Origin of the sequence: Bacteroides rodentium JCM 16496 (genome assembly GCF_000614125.1) — a bacterium.
Lineage (GTDB): Bacteria > Bacteroidota > Bacteroidia > Bacteroidales > Bacteroidaceae > Bacteroides > Bacteroides rodentium.
The window spans coordinates 29,011-43,671 of the sequence record NZ_BAKJ01000013.1; the positions used below are offsets into that span (position 1 = coordinate 29,011).

Here is a 14,661-nt window from a genome sequence, read left to right on the forward strand (position 1 = left end):
AAAGACTGCGTGGCGCATCGTTTTTTTACCAGGAAATGCGGAGGCCTATCGGGAGGGTGAATGTGAACGGGTGTTCCTTTCGGATGGTGCGCAGTTGGCTGCCGTCGGGGATATAATAGTTTATAGTCGGCTCCAGATAGATGCCTGCCTGGGGGGTGAGGCGATATTGTATGCCTATACTTGTGTTGACCGACCACTGCCAGGGAGCGCTTACCGGCTGGCTGTCGAGCTTGTGTGGAATACTGTCCGTGACATGGAAGCTTTGGAGTGTCCCTTTTATGGGGATGTCTACCTGCATGCCTGCCGTGGCATAACCGGAGAAACGTTTGTAATCCCAGAAACGGTAGGAAAGCCGGAGAGGGATGCCGATATAGTGCAACTTCTGGTTGTCTTGAATGCGGAATGCTTCGCCGGTAGTGAACTCCGACCTGAGAAGCGTATATTGCAATCCGGTTTCCAGACTCCAACGCTCATTCAATTTCTTGCTGAGAGAGAGTCCCACGACGATGGGAGCATGATGTTGTTGGTTCTCGACAATCCTGCCGCTGTTATTCTGGGCAATCTGCATGAGTCCGATGGAATCTTTTCCCAGAGTACCCTGCTGATAGCGGGTGTGCAGATAAGAATAATACTCTTCCCACGTGCTGACTTGTTGAGGGAAGTCACTTGAAATGCCGTCGGTATGTGGAGTGGCAATCAGCTTATATAAGTTCTGTGCCAGTTGCGGTCCGAGTGAACCTGCCAGCATCAACTTCCATTTTCTGGATTTCTTCTTGCGGGTTGGCGGCATCAGGGAAGGGGAGGAGGCGAAAGCATCTGCCGGTTGGTGATGGTCTGTCCGGTGAATGGAGAAGGTATGGGATATTTGTGGATACTATCTTTCATTGTGGGTATGGCAAGGGGCCATTCTGTGGAAACTGGAACGGGAGGGATGATTCGTTCCCTTTTGTTCAGATTTTCTTTGGTATGGCATTGTTTGTCGTTTCGGGGAGTATCGGTTTTCTTTGTTTGTTGCGTACTCCCGGCTTGCCTGGAAGAAACTTTGGACAAGCGGTTTTCCCTGATACTCTTTTTCTCTCTGTACAGATAGTCATACAGCGTTGGAAGGAGAAGCAATACTGTCAAAACAATGAATACACGGTATCCTGCCAGCATCTTTTTAAGTAAAATTTTCGCCCGGAACAATTGGGAGGAAGAGGAGTGTGGCGCTATACCCAGTAAATCTCCGATTTCTTTGTGGGACAATCCTTCCAGTACTGCCAGTTTAAATACCTTGCAGTAGCCTTCCGGAAGGCTCTCTACTATATCCAGCATCTTATCGTACGAAATGAAATCCGGACAAAAAGGATTTTCAGCAGGCTCTTCCTCTTCCGGAATATCTGTCAATGGGATGGTAGGGGTGGCATTGGTATGGTTGAGGTATTGCAGTGCCAGGTTTTTCATAATCTTTTTCATCCAGTATTCCAGTTTCTCCGGGTTGCGTAGCGAATGAATGGAAGTGAATATGATGACAAAACCGTCGTGAAGAAGATCTTGGGCTATCGTTGGGTCGGGAATATAGCGCAGGCATACTTTCAGCATTTTCTCTGAATAGTTCTCGTAGAGCAGGCTCAAGGCCTGCCCGTTTCCCTTCTGGCATAAAGTGACAAGAGCTTTTGTATCCATGTGTTTGTCTCAATGTTATTTCTTAAGGATAGAGAAGAACATGAATGACTGCATGGATTTTTATTTTTTAACTAAGCATCCCGGTTGGCTTCTGCTGCACAGTCCGGACAAATGCCTTTCAGTACATAGTTGATGCTGTTCAGCGTAAATCCTTGAGGCAGCTTCACCACCGGAGTGGGAATGTTGGTGAAGCAGAAGGTTTTGTTGCATTTCTCGCAATGGAAATGGGTGTGCAGGTCGCTTACGTCGCAAGAGCAACTGTCGCTGCACACGGCATACTTGAAGGAGCCCGTCCCGTCATCTATACTGTGTATCAGATGATGGGAAAGGAATAGGGTAAGGGTACGGAAGATGGTGGATTTGTCCACCGTATCCAGCATGGTTTCAAGGTCGAGCAATGAGACGGAACGGCCTGCCTGCATCATGGTGCGCAATACCAGGATGCGGATGGCAGTGGGCTGTATGTCCCTTTTGGCCAATAGGTCCAAATATTTCTTTTCTTCCATTTTTTCTATTTAATAAGTTTCTGTATGCGTATGGCGTTCACTATCGCAATGAGGGCGACGCCTACGTCGGCAAAGACAGCTTCCCAAAGTGTGGCGATTCCACCGGCACCGAGGATGAGGACAAGCAGCTTCACTCCGAAGGCCAGCGAGATGTTCTGCCAGACAATCCGGCGGGTTTGCCTGCCCGCATGAATGGCGGTGGGCACTCTTGAAGGCTGGTCTGTCTGTATCACTACATCGGCGGTTTCGATGGCGGCATCGCTGCCAAGTCCGCCCATGGCGATGCCCACATGGCTAAGGGCAAGAACCGGGGCATCATTGATGCCGTCGCCCACAAAGGCTATCCGGTTGGCAGGGTTGCTGCGGAGTGCCTCGATGTGCTTCACCTTTCCGTCCGGCAGCAGGTCTCCGTATGCCTGGGTGATGCCTAGCTTTTCTGCAAAGTTAGTAACAATGGCTTGTTTGTCTCCCGATAATATCTGAATATTATTGATATTTAAAGCTTTTAATTCTTTGACGGCATTGACGGCGTCTTCCTTTAATGTGTCTGATAATAACAGATAACCGGCATATCTTGTTCCGATGGCGCAGACCACAATCGTATCGACAATTGATGACAATTCATCGGGATATTCTATCCCGAACTTAGTCAGCAGGCGGGTGTTGCCCACCAGGACACGCGTTCCATCCATAGTGGCTTGCAGTCCGTGGCCGGCAATCTCCGTAACGTTCGTTGTGGCAATCAGCTCTATATCCTTTTGTTTGGCATAGCTTACGATGGCTTTGGCTATGGGGTGCGTACTGTTTCGCTCTGCCGAGGCGGCAAGCTGTATCAACTTCTCTTCCGGAACTCCCGGTTGTGCCTGGCAGGATTGTACATCGAAGGTGCCTTTGGTCAGCGTACCCGTCTTGTCGAATACCACCGTGTTGACTTGGGTGATGGCATCGAGGTAGTTGCCACCTTTGAAGAGGACACCCAGGCGGGAGGCAGCGCCGATGCCTCCGAAGTAGCCTAACGGAATACTTACGACGAGGGCGCACGGGCAGGAGATAACCAGAAAGACCAATGCCCTGTATAGCCAGTCATTGAAGATGAACGAGAATTGTGCATCTGCCAGCGAATAGAGGAAGGGGAGCAGTACAATCAATGCCGCCAGTCCGGTGACGGCGGGTGTGTAGATACGGGCAAACTTACGGATGAAAAGTTCTGCCGGCGCTTTGCGCTCGGAGGCATTCTGCACCAGTTCCAATATACGGGAAAGAGCACTTTTCTCGAAGGGTTTGGTGACTTGGATGCGTACGACTTTGTCGGTCGCAATCATTCCGGCAAGCACTTCCCCGCCCTGGCGGATGTTGCGGGGAACACTTTCTCCCGTCAGTGCGGAGGTATTGAAGGCGGCAACTTCGTCCAGCATTGTTCCGTCCAGGGGGACGCGCTCTCCGGCTTTTACTTCGATGGTTTCGCCTACCTGCACACGTTGGGGAGCTTCGACAAGCGTACTGCCGTTTCTGATGACCGTTGCCGTTTCGGGACGTACGTCGAGCAGGGCGCTGATATTACGCTTGGCTTTGTCTACGGCTTTGTCTTGAAAGAGCTCTCCCAAGGAGTAGAAGAGCATGACGGCAACGCCTTCGGGATATTCGCCTATATAGAAGGCGCCGAGGGTGGCGATGGACATAAGGGTGAATTCGCTGAACACGTCCTTTTGCAGGATGCTTTCCCAGCTTCCTTCATCACAGGGAGGCCTACGGGGAGGTAGGCAAGCAAGTACCATATAAAAGGTACATACTCTCCCTTGAAGAAGGTGGCGCCGGTGGCATTCAGGATGATGCCGCTGAAAAGTAATAGGGCGGAGAGGATGATTCTCCAATAATCTTTCAGCAGACTGTTTCTTTTTTCTTGTATCGCTGTATGTCCATGTGTGCAGCAGCATTTGCAACTCATATTGTTTCCTCTTGTTGTTTTTATTTTATACTGCAAAGGTAGCGGAAAGGGGATGCAACTTGGTTGCAAAGTGGAGATTCTGCTAAATTTGACCTTCGTCAAGTCTGTAAACGCTATCTTTTCGTATTTTTGCACCCAATTTCGGAGGTATTAGATTTATGGCAACATCCAGAGAAATGACGGAAGGACGGGCTCTTCCGTTGATTTTCAACTTTACTTTGCCTTTACTGCTCGGCAATCTGCTGCAACAGACCTATTCGTTGGTGGATGCAGCCATCGTGGGGCGCTTTCTGGGTATCAATGCCTTGGCTTCAGTCGGGGCAAGCACTTCGGTCGTTTTTCTTATTCTGGGATTCTGCAATGGCTGTTGCGGAGGTTTCGGCATTCCCGTGGCGCAAAAGTTCGGTGCGCGGGATTATGTCACGATGCGCCGTTATGTGGCTGTCAGCCTGCAGCTGGCTGCGGTGATGTCTGTTGTCATTGCCGTGGTTACCAGCATTTACTGTGCAGACATTCTGCACATGATGAGTACGCCGGAGAACATATTCACGGGAGCCTATTATTACCTGCTTGTCACGTTTATCGGGGTTCCCTTTACTTTCTTCTATAATCTGCTGTCCAGTATTATCCGTGCATTGGGTGACAGCAAGACGCCGTTTTGGTTTCTACTTCTCTCTACGGTACTGAATATCCTGCTCGATTTGTTCTGCATTCTGGTACTGGGCTGGGGAGTGGCAGGAGCTGCCATCGCTACCGTATTTTCACAAGGCGTCTCGGCCATATTGTGCTACATCTATATGATGCGTCGTTTCGACATTCTGAAGACAACGCCTGCCGAGCGGAAATTCGACGGTGCTTTGGCACGCACACTGATGTACATCGGCGTACCCATGGGATTGCAATTTTCCATTACTGCCATTGGCAGCATTATGCTGCAAAGCGCCAATAATGCTTTGGGTACGGCTTGTGTGGCTGCATTCACGGCAGCCATGCGTATCAAGATGTTTTTCATGTGTCCTTTCGAGAGTCTGGGCATGGCAATGGCCACCTATAGCGGGCAAAACTACGGTGCGGGCAAGCCGGAACGTATCTGGATGGGAGTCAAGGCAAGCGCCCTGATGATGATTGTTTATTGGGCGTTCACTTTCTGTGTACTGATGCTCGGTGCCAGGACTTTTGCCCTGCTCTTTGTAGATGTCTCTGAGTTGGAGATTTTAAAGAATACGGAGTTGTTCCTGCACATTTCCGTTTCTTTTTTCCCGGTTTTGGGACTGCTCTGCATCCTGCGATACACTATCCAGGGGGTGGGATATACCAATCTTGCCATGCTCTCCGGTGTCTCGGAGATGATTGCCCGGATACTGGTCAGCCTGCTGGCTGTTCCGGCTTTCGGCTATCTGGCCGTGTGTTTTGGTGACCCTACTGCATGGATTTTTGCAGATGCCTTTTTAATACCAGCCTTTATTTATGTCTATCGGCGGATACTTCGGATGAAGAAAAATTAGTGTATCTTTGTATCGGGGAGTTGAAAGAAGAATGACCGGACGAAAAATTATACACATCGATATGGACGCATTCTACGCCTCCGTAGAACAGCGTGATAATCCTGCATTGCGAGGCAAGCCCATTGCGGTGGGCCATGCGGAGGAGCGGGGAGTGGTGGCGGCAGCCAGTTACGAGGCACGGCGTTTCGGGGTGCGTTCTGCCATGTCGTCACTGAAGGCAAAGCGGCTGTGCCCCCAACTTATCTTTATCCCGGGACGGATGGAAGTCTACAAATCCGTTTCCCGCCAGATACACGAAATCTTTCATGAATATACGGATGTCATCGAGCCCATTTCGCTGGACGAGGCTTTTTTGGATGTGACGGAGAATAAACCGGGCATTCCGTTGGCTGTGGACATCGCGAAGGAGATAAAGCGGAAGGTGCGGGAGAGGTTGAATCTGGTGGCTTCTGCCGGCATATCCTATAATAAGTTTCTTGCCAAGATAGCCTCGGACTACCGCAAGCCGGACGGGCTTTGCACCATACATCCTGCCCAGGCACTGGACTTTGTTGCCCGGCTGCCCATTGAGAGTTTTTGGGGAGTGGGACCGGTAACGGCGAAGAAGATGCACACCTTGGGGATTCACAACGGGAAACAGCTGCGTATGCAGTCTTTGGAGATGCTGACCCGCGAGTTTGGCAAAGTGGGGACAGTCTATTACGATTTTGCCCGTGGCATCGATACCCGTCCGGTAGAGGCTGTCCGCATCCGCAAGTCTGTGGGTTGCGAACATACTTTGGAGAAGGACATCAGCAAGCGTTCATCCGTCATTATAGAGCTGTACCATGTGGCAGTGGAGCTGGTGGGGCGACTGGAGCACACCAATTTCCGCGGGAATACGCTGACGCTGAAAATCAAGTTTCATGATTTTAGCCAGATTACCCGCAGTATGACCCAAACAAAGGAGCTGGTTGCCCTTGACGTGATTCTGCCTTTGGCAAAGCAGTTGCTGCAGGAAGTGGATTATGAACATCATCCTATCCGTTTGATTGGACTTTCCGTTTCCAATCCCCGTGAAGAGGGGGAGGAGAAGGGAGTCTGGGAACAGCTGAGTTTTGAATTTAGTGACTGGGAGACGGAACATTCAAATAAATAATGCTATATTTGTGTTCAGTATTAAAAAAAAGGAAAGCTATGGGCTGTTTTATGAATATTTTGTGGTTGATGTTTGGAGGTATCATCACTGCTGTGGAGTATCTTATTGCAAGTTTATTGATGATGTTCACCATTATTGGCATCCCTTTCGGCATGCAGACCTTGAAAATGGCAAGCCTTGCCTTGTGGCCGTTCGGCAAAGAGGTTCGTAGCGGGGAACGTTCCAACGGTTGCCTCTATGTGCTGATGAATATTCTTTGGATATTCTTGGGCGGCATTTGGATTTGCCTTTCGCACTTGGGATTTGGGTTATTGCTGTGCATCACCATTATAGGCATTCCTTTCGGTATCCAACACTTTAAGCTGGCAGGGCTGGCATTGACTCCTTTCGGGAAGGATATTGTTGCGGCTTGAGTTATTTTTTGTTTGCTTGGAGTATGATAGAGAAGAAAAAGGGCGGGGAACTTTTCAGTTCTCCGCCCTTCATTCATTGTATTTAAAGGTGTTTTTTTACATGGTTACAAGGGGCTGCTTTGCAAGCAGTTTTTGTAGTTTACCGTTCAGTGTTTGGCACATTGTTCCATTACCCATTGCTTGATAGCGTTTGATTTGGTACTGTAACATAAAAATTTCATTTGCATTCTTTTTCATAATTCTCATCTTTTTGTGCTCTCCGCGTTTCGGAAAGCGGGTTTTACATCTTTCTTTTATCTTATAACGTTGCAAAGATACGAAATGTTCGCGAAAAATATGTTCTATAACATAAAAACTTGCATTTCTTTCTTCATTTTCTCTAGAAATACTGTATTTTGTAATCCGTATATAACAAATATATTACATATCTTTGCATGTACTACTATATAAAGAAGAGAGGCAATACTTATGAATAAATTGACAGAACTTTGGCGGAGCCCCTATCCCATGCTTTATCAACGTTGGAAAGCGGTGGTGATACCTTCGGTCATTATATTTCTGATACTATATATACTCCAACCTTTCGGCATTTCCCAGATCAAGGAAGGTGTATTTGGGGTGGTTGCCGGTTCGGCACTTATAGCGGCGGGTGCTTCGAGCATCTTCACTTACCTGCTTCCGGCATTGTTTCCCACCTATTATAAAGAGCAGAACTGGACGTTGGGTAAACATGTGTTGAGCACAATGCTGATGCTGTTACTGATAGCGGTGGGAATTTGGGTCTATCATTCATGGTTGATGGGTATGTGGCTGGACAAGCGGTTGTTTTTTCTGGCTTTGTCTTGGGTAATGGTACTGGCACCTTTTCCAGTCGTGTTTTTCTTGCTGTGGAACCGCAATTTGCAACTGACCCGTAATCTGCAAGAGGCCACGGAGATAAATTGCCACCTTTCAAAGAGGGCATCTCAGGAGGTTGGGGCGGAAAGTAAAGAGTTTTCTCCGGAGGAAGTGTTGGTGTTTTCCGGTGGTACCAAAGATATGCTGGAAGTGAAGGCCGTAGATTTTCTTTATGCGGAGGCTGAAGGAAATTATGTGAAGGTGGATTATCGACTGAAGGGAGAGAGTACCCGGAAGATGTTGCGCGCCACGATGAAGCAGGCAGAGGAGGCGGTTGCTGCCTGCCCCTTCATTATCCGGTGTCATAGAGCCTTTCTGGTGAATGCCCGCAAGGTGGTGAAAGTGGACGGAAACTCTCAAGGATACCGGTTGAGGCTGGAGGGAGGTGGAGAGGAGATTCCTGTCTCACGTGCCTATGCCAAGGAGGTGAAAGCACTGATAGAAAACAAGATAAAGCGGTAGCTATTCGTCACAGAGATACGCCATTCGTCACAAGTCGTTGGTTGTTCGTCACATATCCGGGTCGTCTGTCCCGGATATTTTTTTTGCCCGTGTCCTTCCTTTATGTTTGTGGCAGGAAAACATAACGAACATGAAGATATGAAGTGGAAAATAATCTTTTTAATAACGGGCGGACTGCTCTTTGTACAAGCTTCCGTAGCGCAGAAGTCGGTGACGGATACCGTGCGTCTGACATTCAATATCGATAGTGTAGGTCTGGACGAAGTGGTGGTAAGAGGGAAAAAGACTCCTGCCGCCAATAGCCGGTGGAGCGATATGCATCCGGTGGAACTGGTCACAGTGGGCGGTGCAAACGGTGATTTGTACAAGGCATTGCAGACATTGCCCGGTACGCAGGTGCAGGGGGAGACCGGCGAATTACTGGTGCGTGGTGGGAGCAGCTATGAGACACAGACTTTCATTGACGGGATGCATGTCTTGAATCCCTATACCTCCAATGGAATAAATACTCCTTCGCGTAGCCGTTACTCCACCTTCATGTTCGGTGGGGTGAATCTTGCTTCCGGCGGGGCTCCGCAGGAGTACGGAGAGGCGCTTTCGGCTGTTCTGCCTTTAGAAACCAAGGATTATAGTAAAGTGGATAAGGTGGGCGTGAATGCTTCCGTAGTCGGTGTGGGCGGTGGCGGTACCAAGACTGTGGACCGTGGCTCCTTGTCCGTCGATTTGAATTACCAGAATCTGGGCCTCTATGACAAGGTTTATTCCGGACGGACAGACTTTGAGCAGCCCTACCGGATGTTTTCCGGTGCCACCCAGTTCCGCCATACTCCCGGCGATGCGACGGTTTTTAAGGTCTACGCGCAATATGACCGGACAGACTTTTCTGCCTATGAGGGGGATGAACGCAGATTGTTCGCTCTGACCGAAGATAACATCTACGTCAATGCTACCTTCCGGTATCGTGCGGCAGGCAGATGGGACTGGTTTGCAGGAGTTGCTTATTCCTATTATAATCGGGAGGTCGGCGGTGCTGCCGTTTCGGGAGATAATTGGCTGGAACGCCAGCAGGAGTTGCATCTGAAAACTAAGATGTCTAAGCGTTTCTCGTCAGTATTCCGTCTGGATATGGGGGTGGAGAGCTATATACGCAATTATCGGAATCATTATCTATACTCCAGTATGGACGATGCCAACCAGATGTCTCCCACTATCAGTGCCGGTTTCTTTTCGGCTGCTTACTATCCGGTGGAGCGTTTGAAGGCGGAGTTGTCCTTCCGCACGGAGTACACTTCCCCGAACCGGAAGATAAATTTCTCTCCGCGTCTGGCGGTGAATTACTATTGGGGGGATGTGATGCTCTCCGGCATAGTGGGCCGTTACACGCAACTGCCCGAAAACGACTGGTTGGTACGTAGCCGGAAGTTGATGTCCGAGGCGTGCATGCAATATAATCTGGGGATGCAATACGGTTATGAAGGACGTTTCTATAAGGCGGAACTTTATTATAAAGACTATAACCGCCTGGTGCTGGAAGAAACGGATACCGAAACGGGGAGTGCGCTTCTGACTTCCGGTGGATACGGATATAGCAGAGGTATAGACTTGTTCTTCCGCGACCGGGTTTCGATAAAGAATCTGGAATATCAGTTGTCCTATACGTATAATATCTCCAAGCGTAAATATCAGCGCTGTTCCGAGCTGACCACTCCCCAGTATGCCACCCGGCACAACGCGGCATTGGTTGTGAAATATTCCTTGTCCCGTCTTCACTCCATCATCAGCTTGACGAACCGTTTCAGCACGGGGCGCCCTTATCACAACCCGTCGTTGCCGGGGCTGATGAACGATGAAGTGAAGCCTTATAATAGCTTGGATGTAGGGGTGACCTTCCTGGCGAGCAAGAAGGTGATTATCCATGCTTCCGCCAGCAATATCCTTGGTCGCAAGAATGAGTTCGGCAAAGTGGACAACAAGGCTGTCATGGCTTCTAGTGACCATTTCTTCTACGTAGGAGTGTACGTCACTTTGGGGAGGAAGGCCGCTTACGATGTATCCAATTTTTAAACAATGACTTTCTGAATAATAACCCTTTAAAAATTAATAAAGATGAAAACTGTGATTGTTTTTTTAGTATTTGTATTGCAAAGTGCCGCACAGCTGCTTTTTGCTCAGAACCTGACCATCGAAGTGCGTGACATTGAAAAGGTGGAGGGACATCTCTACGTCGCCCTCTATAACTCGGAAGAGACGTTTATGAAGAAACCCTTGACCGCTTTCCGGATAGATGTAAAAGATACGTCGCTCTCCATCCTTGCCAGGGACTTCCTGCGGGAACGTATGCCATTTCCCTTTTCCAGGATGAGAATGGAAACGGGAAGCTGGATAGCGGAGCTTTTGGCATCCCTACGGAGAAGTTTGGTTTCAGCAATGATGCCGAAGGCGTGATGGGCCCTCCGTCCTACGCCAAATGTAGCTTCACTTTCTCCGGAGACACGACTTTGGTGATACATCTGAAGTAAAAATTGAAATATAATCCTTATTTTTGTGGCTCAACCTCAATAATAAAGATTATGAAACGAGTTGCACGACTTCTGGGATTTCTCGGACTGGTATGTCTGCTGGCCTCTTGTGGTGGACGTTCTTTCATTACAGACGCTTCTTACCGCCAACGTGTGGAGCAGGACTTCAATCAAAAAAAGGAAAGATTGCCGCAGGGCGATTTGTTCGCTATTTTCGATGCGGACCTGACGCCGTACGAGCGTGAGGCACTGGAGTTTCTCTATGCCTATATGCCTTTGGCAGACATAACCGACTACCCCGGCGAATTTCATCTGATGAATGTGCGGGCCTCCCGGAAGGCGGTCGAGGAAATGCCTTGGGGAGAAACGGTGCCCGAGGAGGTGTTCCGTCATTTCGTGCTTCCGGTGCGGGTGAACAATGAGCATCTGGACAGTGCACGGGTAGTGTTTTACGAAGAACTGAAGAATCGTGTCAAGTCTCTGTCCCTCTATGATGCCATTCTGGAGGTGAACCACTGGTGCCACGAGAAGGCTATCTATACTCCCTCCGATGCCCGTACCAGTTCGCCTTTGGCAACGGTACGCACGGCATACGGGCGTTGTGGTGAGGAATCTACCTTGCTGGTTGCCGCCTTGCGTTCGGTGGGTATCCCTGCCCGTCAGGTCTACACACCCCGGTGGGCGCATACCGACGACAATCATGCATGGGTAGAAGCATGGGCGGACGGGAAATGGTATTTTCTTGGAGCCTGCGAACCCGAACCGGTACTCAACCTTGGTTGGTTCAATGCTCCGGCCAGTCGCGGTATGCTGATGCATACCAAGGTCTTCGGACGTTATGAAGGAGCGGAGGAAGTGATGTCCGTCACTCCTACTTATACGGAAATCAATGTAATCGGTAACTATGCACCGACGGCCAAGGCCACAGTTACGGTCATGGACGGACATGGAAATCCGGTGCCTGATGCTTGTGTGGAGTTCAAACTCTATAATTATGCGGAGTTCTATACCGTAGCCCGGAAGCAGACCGATGCAGAGGGAAAGGCTTTTTTGACGACCGGTAAGGGTGACATGCTGGTATGGGCTTCCAAAGACGGAAAATTCGGCTATGCCAAACTGTCTTTCGGTAAGGACCATGAACTGGTTGTGAAGATGGATAAGACTGCCGGCGACGGCCATACGGTAGATTTAGAACTTGTGCCGCCCCCCGAAAATGCGGAGTTGCCGGCGGTTACGCCCGAGCAGCGTGCGGCGAACGACCGCCGCATGGTCCATGAAGATTCCATCCGCAACGCTTATGTGTCTATGTTCATGACGGATGAGACAGCGCGTTATTTTGTCCGGCAGTACAAGCTCGACGAAGATGCCGTTTCACGGATACTGGTCGCTTCCAGAGGAAACCACCGGGTCATTGCCGACTTCATGGCGCGGTTGCGCTCTGAAAAGTCCAAAAGAGGAGGTCTGGACCTGCTTCAACGGATTTCGGCAAAAGACCTCCGCGACGTTACGCTGGAAGTTCTGATGGACCACATGCAATCCCGTATGTGCAAGAATGCCGACCATTTCCGCAGATATGTGCGCAATCCACGCGTAAGCAACGAGATGCTGACCCCCTATAAAGGCTTTTTCAAGAAAGCCGTCTCAAAGGAAGATGCTGAGGCATACAAGGCAGAACCGATGAAACTGGTAGCATGGGTGGCCCAAAATATCCGGGTAGACAATGACTGTAATCTGGGAGGGGCTCCCATTTCTCCGGAAGGGGTCTGGAAGGCCCGTGTGGCTGATGCCCATAGCCGTGACATTTTCTTCGTCTCCATGGCACGCAGCATGGCAATCCCTGCCCGTATCAACGGAGTGACCGGCAAGGTACAGTTGATAGGGGATGATGGTGCGATGGATGTGGACTTGAACTATCATCCGGAAGAACCGGTCTTTATGGCGGAAGGCATTGCCTTGAAGGGAAAGTTGGTGGCTTCTTATAAGCCTATCCGTTCGTTGGACAACCCGAAATACTATTCTCATTTCACTCTTTCCAAACAGACCCCGCAGGCAGTTTGCAATTGCTTTCCTATGACGAAGGCGATGCAGATATGGGCGGCGGTACTACATGGAGCAATCTGCTGAAGGAAGGAACAGCTCTGGAGGCCGGAAATTATGTTTTGGTGACCGGTACACGCCTTGCCAGCGGTGCGGTACTTTCTAAAACCACCTTTTTCAATATTCTGCCGGAGAAGACAACGGAAATTGAATTGGTGATGCGCGAGAGCGAGGATGAGGTGCAGGTTATCGGGAACTTTAATTCGGAGTCTCTCTTCACTCCGCTGCCGGACGCCGGCTCCGCAGCCCGGCAGAGTCTGCTGCAGGCTTGTGGGCGCGGTTACTTTGTCGTAGGTGTTCTGGGTGTCAATCAAGAACCTACCAATCATGCGTTGCGCGACATCGCTTCATTCAAGGCCGATTTGGAGAAGTGGGGGCGTAAGATGGTGTTGCTGTTCCCTGATGAGGCCAAAGCCGGCAAGTTCGCCTGCGAGTCATTCCCCGATTTGCCCTCTACCATTATTTATGGTATAGATACGGACGGTATCGCTGCGCAGATTGCAGAAAGCATGAAGTTGAAGCATAAAGAGAGCCTGCCGATATTTATCATAGCCGATACTTTCAATCGGGTGGTCTTTGTATCGCAAGGATATACCATCGGACTGGGAGAACAACTGATGAAGACAATAAAGGGGTTATAGGGCTTTCCGTCATGAATTGTAAATAGTAATTGTCAAATAGTAAATCATCCGATGCCTGTTATCGAAATATCATCTTTGACCCATCCGGTGTGGAGATCTTCAGTACCCTTACCGAAGCCCAGTTGCGCAACCGCCTTGAGCCGGACAAAGGGCTGTTTATAGCTGAGAGTCCTAAGGTTATCAAGGTGGCTCTGGATGCCGGCTACGAGCCTTTGGCCCTTTTGTGTGAGCACAAGCACATCTATGGGGATGCTGCTGAAATCATTGAGCGTTGTGGCGATATACCCGTTTACACAAGCGGTAGGGAATTGCTTGCCGAGCTGACCGGCTACGTCTTGACGCGTGGCGTTCTTTGTGCCATGCGCCGCCCGGTTCCCAAGAGTATGGAGGACGTCTGCCGGGGAGCCCGGCGTATTGTGGTTATCGACGGGGTGGTGGATACTACCAATATCGGAGCCATCTTCCGTTCGGCGGCAGCTCTTGGCATGGATGCTGTGCTGTTGACGCGTAATTCCTGCGACCCCTTGAACCGTCGTGCAGTCCGGGTTTCAATGGGAACGGTTTTTCTTGTGCCGTGGACGTGGATGGACGGTCCTCTGGATACGCTCGGCGAGTTTGGCTTCCGCACGGCGGCCATGGCGCTTACGGACAATTCCATTTCCATAGACAATCCCGTTTTGAAGGCCGAGCCCCGGTTGGCTGTTGTGATGGGTACTGAGGGAGATGGTCTTTCGCACGAAGCGATTGCGGGAGCCGACTATGTGGTTCGTATCCCCATGGCGCACGGTGTAGATTCGCTGAACGTGGCGGCTGCGGCGGCTGTTGCTTTCTGGCAACTTCGCGTTGAAAAGTGATAACTCAAAAAAGCATATA

Annotated in this window: 7 protein-coding genes and 5 pseudogenes; 8 read left to right on the top strand and 4 right to left on the bottom strand. The window is 49.9% G+C overall.

The window, feature by feature from the left end:
• Window positions 1-25 precede the first annotated feature (25 nt).
• The 3 genes and pseudogenes from JCM16496_RS25240 to JCM16496_RS07780 all read right to left on the bottom strand — a co-directional run bounded on the left by JCM16496_RS25240 (window position 26) and on the right by JCM16496_RS07780 (window position 4,116).
• Window positions 26-1,665: pseudogene (locus tag JCM16496_RS25240) on the bottom strand (sigma-70 family RNA polymerase sigma factor).
• Window positions 1,666-1,736: 71 nt separating this feature from the next.
• A complete protein-coding gene (locus JCM16496_RS07775) occupies window positions 1,737-2,171 on the bottom strand; it encodes a Fur family transcriptional regulator (protein WP_025833399.1) in 435 nt (144 codons plus the stop codon).
• A gap of 5 nt (window positions 2,172-2,176) precedes the next feature.
• Window positions 2,177-4,116: pseudogene (locus JCM16496_RS07780) on the bottom strand (heavy metal translocating P-type ATPase).
• 158 nt (window positions 4,117-4,274) lie between these two features.
• Here JCM16496_RS07780 and JCM16496_RS07785 point away from each other — a divergent pair.
• From JCM16496_RS07785 to JCM16496_RS07795, 3 genes are read left to right on the top strand one after another with little or no spacing between them, the layout of a single operon-like run.
• A complete protein-coding gene (locus JCM16496_RS07785; protein ID WP_025833401.1) occupies window positions 4,275-5,621 on the top strand; it encodes an MATE family efflux transporter in 1,347 nt (448 codons plus the stop codon).
• A 31-nt stretch (window positions 5,622-5,652) separates the two neighbouring features.
• Window positions 5,653-6,759, top strand: coding sequence for a DNA polymerase IV (gene dinB / locus JCM16496_RS07790; protein WP_025833403.1), 1,107 nt, complete (start codon window positions 5,653-5,655; stop codon window positions 6,757-6,759).
• 38 nt (window positions 6,760-6,797) lie between these two features.
• On the top strand, window positions 6,798-7,172 hold the full coding sequence (locus tag JCM16496_RS07795) for a YccF domain-containing protein (protein ID WP_005832831.1): 375 nt from the start codon (window positions 6,798-6,800) through the stop codon (window positions 7,170-7,172).
• 96 nt (window positions 7,173-7,268) lie between these two features.
• Here JCM16496_RS07795 and JCM16496_RS22925 read toward each other — a convergent pair whose 3' ends face one another.
• The gene (locus JCM16496_RS22925; RefSeq protein WP_165491341.1) at window positions 7,269-7,409 is read right to left on the bottom strand and encodes a hypothetical protein; all 141 of its coding nucleotides are present in this window, start codon (window positions 7,407-7,409) and stop codon (window positions 7,269-7,271) included.
• A 231-nt stretch (window positions 7,410-7,640) separates the two neighbouring features.
• On the opposite strand from JCM16496_RS22925, the gene JCM16496_RS07805 reads away from it, so the two are divergent.
• The 5 genes and pseudogenes from JCM16496_RS07805 to JCM16496_RS07825 all read left to right on the top strand — a co-directional run bounded on the left by JCM16496_RS07805 (window position 7,641) and on the right by JCM16496_RS07825 (window position 14,642).
• The gene (locus JCM16496_RS07805; protein ID WP_025833405.1) at window positions 7,641-8,531 is read left to right on the top strand and encodes a LytR/AlgR family response regulator transcription factor; all 891 of its coding nucleotides are present in this window, start codon (window positions 7,641-7,643) and stop codon (window positions 8,529-8,531) included.
• Window positions 8,532-8,669: 138 nt separating this feature from the next.
• Window positions 8,670-10,595 (top strand): TonB-dependent receptor plug domain-containing protein, encoded by a 1,926-nt coding sequence (locus JCM16496_RS07810; RefSeq protein WP_025833406.1) that lies wholly within the window; start codon window positions 8,670-8,672, stop codon window positions 10,593-10,595.
• Window positions 10,596-10,637: 42 nt separating this feature from the next.
• Window positions 10,638-11,050 (top strand): annotated as a pseudogene (locus JCM16496_RS07815) (DUF2141 domain-containing protein).
• Window positions 11,051-11,101: 51 nt separating this feature from the next.
• Window positions 11,102-13,788 (top strand): annotated as a pseudogene (locus tag JCM16496_RS07820) (transglutaminase domain-containing protein).
• A 51-nt stretch (window positions 13,789-13,839) separates the two neighbouring features.
• A pseudogene (locus tag JCM16496_RS07825) lies at window positions 13,840-14,642 on the top strand (TrmH family RNA methyltransferase).
• Window positions 14,643-14,661: the final 19 nt, after the last annotated feature.

What these genes read in the sequence shown, in the direction of transcription:
- JCM16496_RS07775 (WP_025833399.1), bottom strand. Translation starts at nt 2,171, where the DNA reads ATGGAAGAAAAGAAATATTTGGACCTATTGGCCAAAAGGGACATACAG.
- JCM16496_RS07785 (WP_025833401.1), top strand. Translation starts at nt 4,275, where the DNA reads ATGGCAACATCCAGAGAAATGACGGAAGGACGGGCTCTTCCGTTGATT.
- dinB (WP_025833403.1), top strand. Translation starts at nt 5,653, where the DNA reads ATGACCGGACGAAAAATTATACACATCGATATGGACGCATTCTACGCC.
- JCM16496_RS07795 (WP_005832831.1), top strand. Translation starts at nt 6,798, where the DNA reads ATGGGCTGTTTTATGAATATTTTGTGGTTGATGTTTGGAGGTATCATC.
- JCM16496_RS22925 (WP_165491341.1), bottom strand. Translation starts at nt 7,409, where the DNA reads ATGAAAAAGAATGCAAATGAAATTTTTATGTTACAGTACCAAATCAAA.
- JCM16496_RS07805 (WP_025833405.1), top strand. Translation starts at nt 7,641, where the DNA reads ATGAATAAATTGACAGAACTTTGGCGGAGCCCCTATCCCATGCTTTAT.
- JCM16496_RS07810 (WP_025833406.1), top strand. Translation starts at nt 8,670, where the DNA reads ATGAAGTGGAAAATAATCTTTTTAATAACGGGCGGACTGCTCTTTGTA.